The organism is Mycolicibacterium obuense, from assembly GCF_055397605.1.
Map to the genome: position 1 here is coordinate 184,316 of NZ_AP043663.1, position 14,123 is coordinate 198,438.

10 protein-coding genes and 1 pseudogene are annotated in these 14,123 nt (G+C 69.5%); 5 read left to right on the top strand and 6 right to left on the bottom strand.

The features are described 5' to 3' along the window. Positions 1-17 precede the first annotated feature (17 nt). Positions 18-1,358 carry a HAMP domain-containing sensor histidine kinase gene (locus tag ACZ50N_RS00965; RefSeq protein ID WP_464474371.1) on the top strand — a complete coding sequence of 447 codons (1,341 nt, stop codon included), beginning with the start codon at positions 18-20 and terminating at the stop codon, positions 1,356-1,358. Here ACZ50N_RS00965 and ACZ50N_RS00970 read toward each other — a convergent pair. Genes ACZ50N_RS00970 through ACZ50N_RS00980 form a run of 3 tightly spaced genes read right to left on the bottom strand, consistent with a single transcriptional unit; the run spans position 1,347 to position 4,145 of the window. After that, positions 1,347-1,703, bottom strand: coding sequence for a DUF3054 domain-containing protein (locus ACZ50N_RS00970; protein WP_046366564.1), 357 nt, complete (start codon positions 1,701-1,703; stop codon positions 1,347-1,349). The two genes, ACZ50N_RS00965 and ACZ50N_RS00970, sit on opposite strands and share 12 nt — an antisense overlap. Continuing rightward, a complete protein-coding gene (locus ACZ50N_RS00975) occupies positions 1,690-2,967 on the bottom strand; it encodes a M23 family metallopeptidase (protein ID WP_464474372.1) in 1,278 nt (425 codons plus the stop codon). The genes ACZ50N_RS00970 and ACZ50N_RS00975 overlap by 14 nt, the downstream gene beginning before the upstream one ends. Further along, entirely contained in the window at positions 2,964-4,145 is a 1,182-nt protein-coding gene (locus ACZ50N_RS00980; protein WP_133412808.1) for a lysylphosphatidylglycerol synthase transmembrane domain-containing protein, read from the bottom strand. Before ACZ50N_RS00980 ends, ACZ50N_RS00975 begins: the two co-directional genes overlap by 4 nt. A 77-nt stretch (positions 4,146-4,222) precedes the next feature. Here ACZ50N_RS00980 and ACZ50N_RS00985 point away from each other — a divergent pair, with 77 nt between their 5' ends. After that, positions 4,223-5,371 (top strand): AI-2E family transporter, encoded by a 1,149-nt coding sequence (locus ACZ50N_RS00985; protein WP_046366561.1) that lies wholly within the window; start codon positions 4,223-4,225, stop codon positions 5,369-5,371. Here ACZ50N_RS00985 and mmpL3 read toward each other — a convergent pair whose 3' ends face one another. From mmpL3 to trmB, 3 genes and pseudogenes are all read right to left on the bottom strand, one after another. Next, entirely contained in the window at positions 5,372-8,368 is a 2,997-nt protein-coding gene (gene mmpL3, locus ACZ50N_RS00990; RefSeq protein WP_046676677.1) for a trehalose monomycolate exporter MmpL3, read from the bottom strand. It abuts the gene before it with no gap. A gap of 71 nt (positions 8,369-8,439) precedes the next feature. Continuing rightward, positions 8,440-9,122 (bottom strand): annotated as a pseudogene (locus ACZ50N_RS00995) (NYN domain-containing protein). Next, entirely contained in the window at positions 9,119-9,883 is a 765-nt protein-coding gene (gene trmB, locus ACZ50N_RS01000) for a tRNA (guanosine(46)-N7)-methyltransferase TrmB (protein ID WP_464474373.1), read from the bottom strand. The pseudogene ACZ50N_RS00995 and the gene trmB overlap by 4 nt, the downstream one beginning before the upstream one ends. A 464-nt stretch (positions 9,884-10,347) precedes the next feature. On the opposite strand from trmB, the gene ACZ50N_RS01005 reads away from it, so the two are divergent. The 3 genes from ACZ50N_RS01005 (at position 10,348) to ACZ50N_RS01015 (ending at position 14,078) form a co-directional block, all read left to right on the top strand. Then, positions 10,348-10,950 carry a hypothetical protein gene (locus ACZ50N_RS01005; RefSeq protein ID WP_464474374.1) on the top strand — a complete coding sequence of 201 codons (603 nt, stop codon included), beginning with the start codon at positions 10,348-10,350 and terminating at the stop codon, positions 10,948-10,950. Next, positions 10,943-12,052, top strand: coding sequence for a hypothetical protein (locus ACZ50N_RS01010; protein WP_464474375.1), 1,110 nt, complete (start codon positions 10,943-10,945; stop codon positions 12,050-12,052). The genes ACZ50N_RS01005 and ACZ50N_RS01010 overlap by 8 nt, the downstream gene beginning before the upstream one ends. Positions 12,053-12,248: 196 nt before the next feature. After that, positions 12,249-14,078, top strand: a complete 1,830-nt coding sequence (locus tag ACZ50N_RS01015) for a phosphoenolpyruvate carboxykinase (GTP) (RefSeq protein WP_464474376.1) — start codon at positions 12,249-12,251, stop codon at positions 14,076-14,078. Positions 14,079-14,123 lie beyond the last annotated feature (45 nt).

Consider the following 14,123-nt stretch of genomic DNA (forward strand, 5'->3'; position numbering starts at 1 on the left):
CTGTCCCCGGGCGCGCGGTGAGGCTGCCACGCATCATCCGATCGGCGTCGCTGCGCACCCGGGTCGCCATCGCGTCGGCCGCCGCCGCGGCCGCGGTCGTCGCGGTGTTCACGATCCTGACTTCGGTCGTGCTGGCCAACAACGATGCGGCGCAGCTCGATCGGCGCCTCGACGCGATCGTCGACGCCAGCGTCTATCCCGAGCAGCAGTCCGATCAGCGGCGCGGCGTGCTGCAAACGGGCCGGTCCCGGTCCTCGGGACAGGTGGTCTACCAGCGCGGCTTCCAACTTCCCGCGTTGCCGCCGGGCACCGAGACCGTCACCGTCAACGGGGTCGAGTATCGGGTGCGCACGCTGCCGGTCGACCAGAACGGCGGCGTGCTGATGTCGATCGGCATCCGCGCCGACAGCATCCTGCTCAACAAGGCCCGGGTCCCGCTCTACATCGCCGTCGGTGTGGCCACAGTGCTGATTGCGGCCGGGCTGGGGTGGCTGTTGGCGGGGCCGGCGATCCGGCCGCTGCGCCGGCTCACCGAACACACCAAGCAGCTGGGCAAGGGTTCGGAAAGCATGCCTGAAGTGCGAGGTGTGCGGGAGGCCGAGGATCTGTCCGAGGCGATGAGCGCGATGCTCGACCGCCTCGCCGCGGCGCAGCGCGCCACCACCAACTCGCTGCAGGCCGCGCAGGACTTCGCCGCCAACGCCGCCCACGAACTACGCACCCCGCTGACCGCGATGCGCGCGGACCTGGACACGCTGCGCATCCACGACCTGCCCGCCGACGCGCGCGCAGAGGTGGTCGCCGATCTGTCCCGCGCCCAGCGTCGCGTCGAGGGCATCATCACCGCGTTGGGTCAGCTGGCGTCCGGACAGCTGGCCCAGGCCGAAGACCGCGAAGTGATCGACATGACCGACATGCTCGACCGGGTCGCCCGGGAGAACATGCGGGTCAACCGTGACGTCACGATCGAGGTGCACGCTGCCGACACTCTCGGTTTCGTCCTCGGCTGGCCGGGCGGACTGCGGTTGGCCGTCGACAATCTGGTGCGCAATGCGATCACCCACGGGCAGGCCACCCGGATCGTGCTGGCCGCCTACCGGCGCGACACCTACGTCACGATCGTCGTCGACGACAACGGTCGCGGGCTACCCGTCGACGAGCACGAGAGCGTGCTGGGGCGGTTCTCCCGCGGCAGCAACGCAGCCCCGGGCGGCTCGGGTCTGGGCCTGGCGCTCGTCGCGCAGCAGGCCGCGCTGCACAGCGGCTCCATCGAGCTGTCCGACGGACCGCTCGGCGGCCTGCGAGCCACCCTCAACATCGCGACAGAGCCTGTGCCCCAAGCTGATTCAGAGGAGTGATCGGGCGATCGCCCGCCAGCCGAGCAGCAGCGCCGCAGTGGTGAGCGTGGCGACGACGATGAAGCTCGTCGCCGTACCCTGCCCGCTGACCTTGCGCAGGACCATTCCGACCACGACCGTCGCGACCCACACCGCGACGCCCGTCGGCAGCAGCGCCACCGGGCGTCGCCACGCGCGGGCCAGCACCCAGCCGAGCGCGGTGCCGGCCAGGAACGGCCACGCCGTCTGCGCGACGCCGGCCACGGTCAGCCCCTCGGCGTGACTGCGGCGACCGATCGCGCAGAACACCACCACGCACAGCACGTCGGCGGCCAGTGCCGCCGGCGCTCTGCTACCCCGCCGCATAGGTCATCAGATCGTCCTGCAGCGGCATGACGTTGCGCTGCGGCGCGGCATCCGCGGCGGGCGGCATCGGCACCGGCCGCCCCGCGGACAGCGGGTCCTCGGAGTCGGGCACCCTGCCCTGCAACTCGAAGGAGGGAAACACGAACGGCAAACCGTCCGAGCGCAGCGGATCCGGCGTGCTCATCACGTGGAAGTGTAGGTGGGGGGCATCGGTGTTGCCGGTGTTGCCGAGGTGGGCCAGCGGTTGCCCGCTGGTGAGGCGATCCCCGGGCTTGACCGTGATGCTGCCGGTCTGCAGGTGGGCGTAGAGCGCGTAGTTGCCCCCGCCGAGGTCCTGTACGACGTGGTTGCCCGGATACTGGGCCAACGTCAGGCCCGTAGGCGCGGCGAACGGCGTCTCCTCGGCCATCCCATCGACGACCGCGACCACCGGGCCGTCGGCGACGGCGTGTACGTCGGTGCCGTAGTACGGGTAACCGGCCAGATCCGACGGGGCGCCGGTGAACAGCTTGCCGTCGGGCATCAGCTGCACGTAGTCGATCGCGAATCGCTCTGCGGCCCAGCTGTTTCCGTTGATGGGGTTCAGCGCACCGCGATGCCCGGAGATGCCGCAGCACCCGTCGCCGTCGAGCCAGTTGGGGCCTGAGAGCGGCGGCGCGATGGTGATCGGGGTCCGCTTCTGCACGGTGACCGGCGCGACTTCCTCGACCATCGCGGCGGGGATCAGCGGCGGCTGGGGTTGGCGCACCGAGATGCCCAGCGCGTGGATCAACCGCTCGGGTGCCGGGCTACCGGCGGGCAGCGCGACGTCCAGCCACACATGGGCCATCTGTGCGGGCCCGAGAACGCCTGTGGGAGCCGCGGTTCCGGTCAGTCGCGTGGCGGCGGCGAGGCGGTCGGCCGGGAGCGTCAGCAGGGTCTGGTCGCCGGCGCGTACGTCGAGCGTGGTGAGCGACACCGGTTGCGAGAGAGTGTTCGTCAGTGTGAGCTCGTAGACCAGGTGCGTCTTGCCGTCGGTCGCCGGCACGGGGATCGGTTCGGCCACCGCCTGCGCGAGCACCGGCGTGAGCATCGAGGGCTCGGCAGGGGCGGGGCCGGGGGCGGCACCGGCCGACGTCGGCGTGGCACTCGACGGCGGGGCCGACGTCGTCGAGCTGGCGGTGTCGGGGGCGGGCGCTGGCGAGCAGGCCGAGGAGAACAGAGTCAGCGCGGCCACCGTGAGGACGGCGAAGGTTCGGGACGGTGTTGTTCGGGACAGCGTCATGAGGCCTGCTGGGTCTCCTCGGGCGGCGGCGGATGCGGGGCTTCCGGGTCCGGGCTGAACTGCGGGAAGATCTCCTCGACGGCAGCCGGCGCCGCCGCGGGGGCCGCGATGTCGGTGGTGGTGTCGCTGTCGAGGTCCTTCTCGGTGCGGAACATGAAGAAGAACACCACCCAGCCGATCGCGGCGATGAAGATCCAGCTGATCAGCCGGTAGATCAACATCGCCGAGATCGCCGACGCCAACGACATTCCGCTCGACACCAGGCCCGGTACCAGCACCGCCTCCACCACCAGGAGCCCGCCGGGCATCAGCGGGATGGAGCCGACGGCGCGCGCCGCGGCGTAGGCCACGGTCACACCGGCCAGCGACGGGTGACCGCCTGTGGCGTAGCAGGCGGCGAGCAGACAGCCGACGTCGGCGATCCAGTTGAATAGCGACCAGCTGAACGCCACCGACAGATCCCGGCGGCCCAGCTGCACCGACTCGAGTTGAGCCAGGATCTCCCGCCACTTCGCCAGCCCGGTGTCGGTGGGCCGGCCGCGGAAGGAGTTGACCCAGCTGAGCACCCGCACCCCGATGCCGTCGATCAGCTCGGGACGTGTCGCGACGGCCTGGGCGAGCAGCACCAACGCCAGGAAACCGCCGAGCGAGAAGATCAGCGACAGCGGGTTCTTGCTGGCGCCGAGCAGGAACGCGCCCCCGAGACCGAGCAGCGCCAGCCCCACCACCTGCAGAACACCGGACATGACGAGCTGCCAGGACGCCACCAGCGGGGACGCCCCCCACAGCCGCTGCTGGCGGTAGATGAACGTTGCCGAGAGCACCGGGCCGCCCGGCATCGTGGTCGACAGCGCGTTGCCGGCATAGAACGCGGCCTCGCTGCGCCACTGCTGCACGCGAACGCCCGCCGAGGCCAGTAGCGTGCGTTGGATCTGGGCGAAACTGTGCATCGACGCCATCGCCGCGAGCGCCGCGACCAGCACCCACCACCAGTCCGCCGAGTACAGGCTCTTCCAGGCTTTGGCCAGCTGATCGCGTACCAGCAGCAGTTCCACGGCCAGCACGATCACCGCGACGGCGATGAGCACCCATCGCAGCCACCAGTACTTGCCCCGGCCGGGCCGCTCCGGACCGGCGCCGGCCGCGCGCGGCTGCGCCGGGGGAGCGTCGTGTGACACGCCCTACAGGGTAAGGCGTTGACCCGCCCGGACCGGCGCAGCGAAGCCGAGGCGCGAAGTGCCGTTACGCTACCGGAATGTCTGCGCGTCCGTTTGTGGACCCGTCCGCCGACGAGTCGGTCAGCCCGCTGGTCCGCAAGGGCGCCGCGTGGGCCTGGCGACTTCTCGTGATCTTCGGTGCGCTGTTCGCGGCGCTGTGGGTGGTCGTTCAAGTCGAGTTCATCGTCGTCCCGGTTGCGCTGGCCACGTTGGCCGCCGCGCTGCTGATGCCCGCCGTGGACTTCCTGGACCGGCGGGGGGCGCCGCGTGGCGGGGCGGTGGCACTGATCCTGCTCGGTGGTCTGGCCCTGGTCGGGGGCATGCTCAGCTTCGTCGTCAGCCAGTTCATCGAGGGCACTCCCGGGCTGGTCGATCAGGTCACCCGCAGCATCGACGGGTTGCGACGCTGGCTCATCGACGGGCCGCTGGGCCTGAGCCGGGAGCAGATCGACAACGCCGGCAACTCGGCGATCCAGGCGCTGCGCGACAACCAGGAGAAGGTCACCAGCGGCGCGCTGTCCACCGCGAGCACCCTCACCGAGATCGTCACCGGTGCGCTGCTGGTCCTGTTCACGCTGATTTTCCTGCTGCACGGCGGGCGCAACATCTTCGAGTTCGTCACCCGGATCTTCCCGACCGGTACCCGCCGGCGGATTCGCGATGCGGGCCGAGCGGGCTTCCACTCGCTGATCGGCTACGTGCGGGCGACGTTCCTGGTGGCGCTCGTCGACGCGCTCGGCATCGGCGTGGGACTTGCGATCATGGGGGTTCCGCTGGCGCTGCCGCTGGCCTCCCTGGTGTTCCTCGGCGCGTTCATCCCGCTGGTCGGTGCGGTGGTCACCGGGTTCCTCGCGGTGATCGTCGCGCTGCTGACCAAGGGCGTGATCTATGCGCTGATCACGCTCGGGCTGATCCTGGCGGTGCAGCAGCTGGAAGGCCACGTGCTGCAGCCGCTGGTCATGGGCCGCGCGGTGTCGATCCATCCGCTGGCCGTCGTACTCGCGATCGCCGGCGGCGGCGTGCTCGCCGGCATCATCGGCGCGCTGCTCGCGGTGCCGGTGCTGGCGTTCCTCAACAGCGCGATCCGCGTTCTCGTTGCCGACGACCCGGACGCGGTCACCGCCGCGCAGGAAGCCGACGACGGACCGGTGATCAGCGCCGAACCGGACGACGTGGAGCAGAGCTAGCTACAGCCGGCCCTCGCGCCGCAGCAGTTCCTGCGCGCTCAACCCGCCGCCGCCGCGCCGTGGGGCGTCTTTGTCGGGCCGGGTGTTGAGCTTCTCGGTGGCCGTGTCCGCGTCAGACGCACGCGCGGTCGGGATGGCCCGCGTCGCGTCGTCCTCGTTGTCGTTCTCGGTGCGCTGCGCCGGGATCGCGGTCGTCGGTTCCGCTGCATCCCGGTTGGACCTGGGATCCGGTATCGCCCGGGTCGGCTCGCCGGACGGCCGGGCCGGAGCCGCGGGTGTGGCGGGCGAGCCACCCGTACCCCGGAGGTCACCGAGCCACGATTCGATCTCGCGGTCGTCGCGCTGAGGCGGGGTCGACGGTGCGTCGGGCCGCTGGCCACGCTGGGTCACCGCATCAGCCGCGCTGTTGACGGCATTGCGGACGGCATTCTTGGCCACCGACAGACGAGTGGTCTGCGGCTCCGAATCGAGCACCGGCGACACCGGGGGACGCGGAGCGGGCCCCGGCAGCCGCGAGGTGCCGGCCCCCGACGGACCGGCGAACCCTGTCGGTCCGCCCGGTCGCTGCGCGGTGGCGATGCGGGTCGTCACGCCCGCGCGGTCGGGCGCAGGGTGGCCGGGATCGTGCGGCGGCAGTGCCCGCTGAGGGGCGGCGATCGGTGCGCCGGCGCCGACGAGTGCCTCGGCCGGTGCGGTCTCGCGCACGGTCGGGCGCTTGCGCTCGTCGGGCAGTTCGGTCTCGCCCAGGCCCATCTTCTCCTGGACCCGCTTCATCCACCGCGGCGCCCACCAGCAGTCGTCGCCGAGCAGCTTCATGATCGCGGGGACCAGGAACATCCGGATGATCGTCGCGTCCAACAGCAGCGCGATCAGCAGGCCGAACGCCAGGTACTTCATCATCACCAGGTCAGAGAACGCGAAGGCGCCCACCACGACGGCGAGCACCAGCGCGGCGCCGGTGATCAAACGCCCAGTGGTGGCCGTGCCGATGCGGATCGACTCCGCGGTCGACATGCCACGCGCCCGCGCCTCGACCATGCGGGACACCAGGAACACCTCGTAGTCGGTGGACAGGCCCCAGATCACCGCGATGATCAGGCCGATCATCGGTGCCATCAGTGGCTGCGGGGTGTAGTTCAGCAGCCCGGAGCCATGGCCGTCTTCGACGAACATCCACGTCAGGATGCCCATCGTCGAGCCCAGCGTCAGCGCGCTCATCAACGCGGCCTTGATCGGCAGCACGATCGACCCGAACGCCAAGAACATCAGCACTGTGGTGGTCAGGATCAGCACCACGACCATCAGCGGGAGCTTGTCGAACAGGCTTTGAATGCTGTCCTGGGCCAGCGCTTGAGTGCCGCCCACCAACACCGTCGTGCCACGCGGAGGGGCCAGTGCGCGAAGCTGTTCGATCTTCGCGGGGGCGTCAGCGCTGTTGACCAGGCCGTTTTGCAGGACCCGCACCGACGGATCCTTCGACCCGCCCTCCTGGACGGATCGCTCCTGCCACATCTTCGAGGGCTCGTCGCTGTCTGTGAAGCCAGGGACTGTCTCCGCCTTGGCCCGCAAATCGGCGACCTGCTGATCGGTGACGGGCTGCCCGTTGTCGCTCTGGATCACCAGCGTCAGCGGTTCGGTGCGGTACGTGGGGAAATCCTTGTCGAACTGAGCCTGCGCCATCCGCACCGGATTGTCCGGTGGCAGGTATTTCTCGCTGTACCCGCCGAGGGCGAGCTGTCCGAGCGGTATCACCAGCAGGATCATCACGATCAGGATCGGCGCCGCGAATGCGATGGGCCGCTTCATCACGACGTTGACCAGCCTGCCCCAGAAGCCCTTCTCGACCTCTTCCCGGGTCTTGGTCTTCTGCGTCTTCTCGGCCAGCCATTCGAGGTAGACACGCATCGGCTTCCAGTTGCGGAAGAACGGCACCCGCAGCAGCGTCCGCACTCCCAGCGCGTCGACGTTGGCGCCCAGGATCCCGAGTGTCGCGGGCAGCACGGTGATCGACAGGAAAGCCGCCAGCAGCACCGACGCGATGATCGCGTAGGTGATCGACTTCAGAAAGCCCAGCGGGATGAGCAGCAGGGGAAGCGACGAGGCCACGATGATCACCGCGGAGAACGCCACAGTGCGGCCCGAGGTCATCACCGCCCGCCGCACCGAGGCCTCCACGTCGTAGCCCTCGGCGAGTTCCTCCCTGAAGCGACTGACTATGAACAGGCCGTAGTCGATGGCGATGCCGAATCCCATCATCGTCACGACCGGCTGGGCGAAGAAGTGCACGTCCATGAAGTTGGCGGTGAACCGCAAGATGCCGAGCGCGCCGGCGATCGTCAGGCCGCCGATGATCGCGGGCAGGGCGGCCGCCACGGCACCACCGAAGACGAAGAACAGCACCACGGCCACCAGCGGCACGATGGCGAGCTCGGCGCGCTTCTGGTCGGTGGCGATGGTTCCGGTCAGCTCACTGGCGATGGGGTTGAGGCCCGCGAGCTGAATGTTGCCGTCGTTGATCTGACGCAACGCCGGTTCGACTGCCTGGTAGTTCTTCAGGATCGCGTCATCGTTGTCACCTTGAAGCGGGATGGCGACGAACGTTTTCGAGCCGTCTTCCGTCTTCATCTGCTGCACGGTTTCGGACGTGCTGTCGGGTGCTCGCAGCCAACCGACCCAGCTGACTATCTGGTCCTTGTGCTCATCGACGACCTTGTTGAGCTCGCCGGTGACTTCCTTCTGCCACGCCGGATCAGTGACCTTCTCGCCGTCCGGCGGCGTCAGGATGGCTACTACGTGGCTGAGGCGGTCACGCCCGTACACCTCGTCGCCGAGCACCGAAGCCTTGACCGACTGGCTGCCCTCATCAAAGAAACCGCTCTGGGTGACGTGCTGTCCCAGGCTCATGCCGTAGACACCGCCGCCCAGGCACAGTGCGACCATGACACCGATAACGATGTATCGGTACTGGTACACCGTTCGACCCCACCAGGCGAACACTTCAGCTCCTCATCATCTGCGAATGTGTGGCCGTCGGCGCGTAGCCGGCCCAACCAGGCTTACCCACTGTTCTAGACACGAGACGCCAACAGCGAGGACAGCGGCCGGAACGGCTGCAGCCACGCGCCTGCTCGGGTAGTGAATCAAGCCCGATTCTCGGTAGCGGCTCCCGGAAGACACCAGGGATGTCCTCCAGATCGACGAACTCCAAGGTATCCGACGCTAACGCCCAACTGGCATGTTCGCGAAATCCGAGAACCTGGACGGCGACCCCGTCACGGGCGATGTCTTCCAGCGGCAGGCGGAACGCCTGACCGTCCGCCGACGCCACGATCAGCCCGGCCAATCCCTCACCGCGGCGCAGCGCGATGTGGTCGAGCATGTCGGAGTCGACGTCGCTGTCCTCGTCGATCTTGGGCTTGGCGAAGACGGCGAACCCGACGTTGCGCAACGCTTCCACCCACGGGCGCACCACGTCCGCGCTACCAGGGGCGATGTTGGTGAACACCGTGGCTTCGGGCTCCAGCGGCGGCCCCGTCGGGTGTTGCGCCGACAGATCGGCGGTGCGGGACAGCAGCCACCGGCCCAGCGCGTCGAAGCGGGGCCGGTGCGCGGCGGTCGGCCGACCGCCGAGGATCGCGCCGAGCCCCATGTCGAGGTTGGGGGCGTCCCACACCAGCAGCACCCGCGCGGGCACGGTGTCGGAGCGGTTCTCGCTCTCGATGTGATCGGCGACGTCGTGGGTCACGCTCATGACCTCTCCCACAGCAACTCCGTGACGAGGGGTCCGGCCAGCGCTTTGCGTTCGTATTTGGTCTCGGGCCGTGCGGTCGAGATCGGGAGTTCAGCGTCCTGGCTGACGCGCCGCAGCCGTGGCTCGGCATCGCCGACCTCGGCGATCTGCTCCGCGTATCCCTGGTGGTCGGTGGCGGCGTGGAGGATCCCGCCGGGGCGCAGTCGGTCGGCCATCAGCGCGACGGTGTCGGGTTGGAGCAGCCGGCGCTTGTGGTGGCGGGCCTTGGGCCACGGATCGGGGAAGAACACGCGTACGCCGGTCAGCGACCCGGGCGTGAGCATGTGGGTGAGCACGTCGACGCCGTCGCCGCGGATCAGCCGGATGTTGGTCACGCCGTCACGGTCGATCGCGGACAGCAGCTGGGCCAGTCCGCGCTTGTAGACCTCGACAGCGACGACGTCGAGGTGTGGCTCGTCCTGCGCCATCGCCAGCGTCGAGGTTCCGGTGCCGCAGCCGATCTCCAGCACCAGCGGGGCTTTCCTGCCGAACCAGGCGTCGGTGTCCAGCGGGGCGGCGGGTTCATCACCGGTGCGGGCCAGCAGGCCGAGCTCCGGCCAGCGCGCGTCCCAGACGGCCTGCTGGCGATCGGAGATGCTCGACCGGCGGGCGCGGAAGCTGGTGACCCGGCGCGGGTGATGAACGGCGGGTGATCCGGTGCCCGTGACGTCGGGGTCGACATCGCTGGAAGAGGGCACACGCATCGGTCCATCGTCGCTCATCACGGACTCACTCCCTGCATCGTGTTACAGATTGATACCCAACAGTTGCCTTCGGCTGGTATGCGAACGCCCGCCCGGAATTGGTGCGCCGAGCTGCCCGGTTCGGATGTCACGATCACCTGGCAGGCGGGCGGGGGTCCGCCGGACGGGGGCGGGGATGTCGGCTGATCTGGCTGACGTGATGGCCGCATGGGCCCGCGAGGAACCCGATCCCGGTGTCGCCGCCGTGGAGCGACTGTTGCGTGCGCCTGTCAGCGTAGCCGTGCGTGGACGCTCGGGGGTGGGTCGCAGCGCGGTGGCCAGCGCTCTGGGCGTCCGGGTGGCCGCCCCGGGTGAGGCCGCGGACATCGACGTCCTCGTCGTCGCCGAGGCGCTGACCGACGAGGACCGAGCGTGCGTGACGGGGTCGACGGTGGTGGTTCTGAACAAGGCCGATCTCGGCGGCGCCGCTGCGGGTGCCGGTCGTGCCGATGGTCGCGCTGCTGGCCGGGGTGCGGATCGACGACGACGACATCGCTGCGCTTCAGGCGCTGGTCGGGACGCCGGCCGACGTGTGCACGGTGGACGCGTTCGTGTCCTGCCCGCATCCGCTGGCCGCCGAGGTGCGCCGCGATCTGCTGGACCGGTTGGACCGCTTCGGGCTGGCGCACGCGATCCTCGCCGTGTCGGCCGGGGCGGACGCGGAGGAAGTCTCCGCGCGGCTGCGGGAACTCAGCGGCACCGACGCGGTGCGCGTCGCGATCGGCCGCTCCGCAGCGGAGGTCCGCTATCGGCGCTGCGTGAGCGCGGTGCGTCGGTTACTCGCGCTCGCCGCCGAGCAGGGCGACGAGCGGCTCGCCGCCCTGCTGAACGGTGACGACGTCACGCTGGCGGTGATGACCGCGGCCGTCGAGGTGGTCGAGGCGTCCGGTGCGACGGTGGATCGTGGCGACGACCTCGGCGCCCACACCCGCCGCGCGCTGCGTTTCCATCGTCTGTCCCGCGGGCCCCTCGATGCGCTGCACCGGCGCTGCGCAGAGGACATCGTGCGCGGCAGCCTGCGGCTGCTGGAGCCGTGCGGTGGCTGAGCCGGGTGGCGTTGCCGTCCTGGTGGCGGGCGCCGCGCGGGCAGGGGTGACGAGTATGGCCCGCCGCCTTCGGGAGCGGGTACCGGACTGCCGAGTCGTCGAGGCCCACGAGCTGACACCCGGGCAGGTTCCTGTCGTCCTGGTGTGGGTGGTGTCGGCGACCGCCCCGATGACGACGGCCGAGTGTGTCCAGGCCAGCGCGGCCGCTGCGAGCGCCGGCGCGATCATCGCGGTGGTCAACAAGATCGACGACCATCGCCGGTGGCGGCCCGTGTTGGAAGCGAACGAGGGCCGATGGCCGTCGCCCACGTGGGTGGCGGCCGCTGCGGCGCCACGGCTGGGGGTTCCGCGGATCGACGATGTGGCGGCCGCACTCGCGAAGCAGCTGTCCGATCCGCTGTCGGCCCGGCGCGCCGCCGCGCGCACCCGGGAGGCGGAGCGGGCCGAGTACGCGCGACGACGAGTCCAGCTACAGCAGCTGCGGCTCGAGCTGACGTCGACGGTCCGGCACCGCTGCTTCGCGGCGCGCGCCGAGCTGCTCGCGCAGGTGCTGACGATGCGCCATCGCGCGCAGGTCGAAGACCTGGTCCGCGGCCGCTGTCAGCAGATCCGCGCCGACATCGAGGCGGAGCTCGACGCGCAGGTGGTGGCCCAGGCACCCCTGCCCGTTCTGCCGGACTCGCCACCGCCGCCGCTCCCGTCCGGTCGTCGTCTGGAGACCCAGTTGATGGTCGTGCTGGGTCTCGGCTTCGGCGTCGGGGCGGCGGTGGTGGTGGCCCGGCTGATCGCGACGCTCACCACCGGCCCGGGGTGGGCGTCCGCGGCGGGAGGAGTGGTCGGAGTGGCGCTCACCGCGTGGGTGGTGCGGGCTCGGGGGCTGCTGCACGACCGCGCGCGATGGGAACGCTGGACGGCCGACGTCCTCGCCGCGTTGCGCATTGAGTTGGAGGAGGCGGTGGCGAGCCGCGTGCTCTCGGTCAGCGCCGACCTCGCTGCCGGCTTCGGTGCCGTCGCAGCGGCGGGAAACAACGGATTTCGCGGTTACCGAGCGGTAGCTGGCCGCCCCGCGCCGATGATGACCTCTTCTGAATCGTTCCTGTGAGTGATCGGACACGATCCTGGATTTCCACGGGTATGTCACCCGCGTTAACCTCGAAGGTCAGGAGGGTCTCGAGAGGTTACAGCCGGTTTGTCAAGACCTCGGACAGGTCGGTGACGACGGCGTACTTTCCTCCCAAAGTTTTCATACAGGGTCCATCAGGCCAACGCGCAGGAACAGTGCAGGAGACGACTAGCCAATGACCGCAGCGACCATTCCGGGACTGGATTCCGCACCGACCAAGCACGAGGGGCTGCTGGCCTGGGTTCGGGAGATCGCCGAGCTGACGCAGCCCGACCGCGTCGCGTGGGCGGACGGCTCCGAGGAGGAGTACCAGCGCCTGTGCGATCAGCTCGTCGCGGCCGGCACCTTCCAGAAGCTCAACTCCGAGAAGAAGCCGAATTCCTACCTGGCGCTGTCGGACCCGTCGGACGTGGCCCGCGTCGAGTCGCGGACCTTCATCTGCAGCGAGCGGGAGATCGACGCCGGGCCCACGAACAACTGGATGGACCCCACCGAGATGCGGGAGCTGATGACTCCCCTGTACCGCGGCAGCATGCGGGGCCGCACCATGTGGGTGGTGCCGTTCTGCATGGGCCCGATCGACGCCGAGGACCCCAAGCTCGGGGTGGAGATCACCGACAGCGAGTACGTGGTGGTCTCGATGCGCACGATGACCCGGATGGGTGCCGCGGCGCTGGAGAAGATGGGCGACGACGGTTTCTTCGTCAAGGCTCTGCACTCGATCGGTGCGCCGCTGGAGCCGGGCCAGGAGGACGTGCCGTGGCCCTGCAACGACACGAAGTACATCACCCACTTCCCCGAGACCCGCGAGATCTGGAGCTACGGCTCGGGCTACGGCGGGAACGCGCTGCTGGGCAAGAAGTGCTACTCGCTGCGCATCGCCTCGGCGATGGCGCACGACGAGGGCTGGCTCGCCGAGCACATGCTGATCCTCAAGCTGATCTCCCCGGAGAACAAGGCCTACTACATCGCCGCGGCGTTCCCGTCGGCCTGCGGTAAGACCAACCTCGCGATGCTGCAGCCGACGATCCCGGGCTGGCGCGCCGAGACCGTCGGTGACGACATCGCCTGGATGCGCTTCGGCAAGGACGGCCGGCTCTATGCGACCAACCCCGAGTTCGGCTTCTTCGGCGTCGCGCCCGGCACCAACTGGGACTCCAACCCGAACGCGATGAAGACGATCGCGGCGGGCAACACCGTGTTCACCAACGTCGCGAAGACCGACGACGGTGACGTGTGGTGGGAGGGCCTGGAGGGCGAGCCCGACCACCTGATCGACTGGAAGGGCAACGACTACATCCTGCGGGAGACCGAAACCAAAGCGGCGCACCCGAATTCGCGGTACTGCACGCCGATCTCGCAGTGCCCCACGCTGGCCCCGGAGTGGGACGATCCGCAGGGCGTGCCGATCTCGGCGATTCTCTTCGGCGGCCGCCGCAAGACCACGGTGCCGCTGATCACCGAGGCCCGCGACTGGCAGCACGGCGTGTTCATCGGCGCCACGCTCGGCTCCGAGCAGACCGCCGCCGCCGAGGGCAAGGTCGGCACCGTGCGCCGCGACCCGATGGCGATGTTGCCGTTCCTCGGCTACAACGTGGGCGATTACTTCCAGCACTGGATCAACATCGGCAAGGAAGCCGATGAGTCCAAGCTGCCGAAGGTGTTCTTCGTCAACTGGTTCCGTCGCGGCGAGGACGGCCGCTTCCTGTGGCCGGGCTTCGGTGAGAACAGCCGCGTGCTCAAGTGGGCGATCGAGCGCATCGAGCATCAGGCCGACGGCAAGAGCACCCCGATCGGGATCGTGCCCACAGCGGCCGACCTCGATCTGGACGGCCTGGACGTGTCGGCCGCCGACGTCGACGAGGCGCTCAAGGTCAAGCCCGAGGAGTGGCGCAAGGAGCTGCCGCTGATCGAGGAGTGGTTCGACTTCGTCGGCGAGAAGCTGCCCACCGGCATCAAGGACGAGTTCGACGCGCTCAAGACGCGTCTCGCCGAAGCCGAGTAGCTCCAGAAGCATCCCCGACGCCCTACTTGACACCCGTCAAGTAGG

Bases quoted from the DNA above. Each gene is read 5' to 3' on its own strand.
- ACZ50N_RS00970 (WP_046366564.1), bottom strand. From the start codon at position 1,703: ATGCGGCGGGGTAGCAGAGCGCCGGCGGCACTGGCCGCCGACGTGCTG.
- ACZ50N_RS00975 (WP_464474372.1), bottom strand. From the start codon at position 2,967: ATGACGCTGTCCCGAACAACACCGTCCCGAACCTTCGCCGTCCTCACG.
- ACZ50N_RS00985 (WP_046366561.1), top strand. From the start codon at position 4,223: ATGTCTGCGCGTCCGTTTGTGGACCCGTCCGCCGACGAGTCGGTCAGC.
- trmB (WP_464474373.1), bottom strand. From the start codon at position 9,883: ATGAGCGACGATGGACCGATGCGTGTGCCCTCTTCCAGCGATGTCGAC.
- ACZ50N_RS01015 (WP_464474376.1), top strand. From the start codon at position 12,249: ATGACCGCAGCGACCATTCCGGGACTGGATTCCGCACCGACCAAGCAC.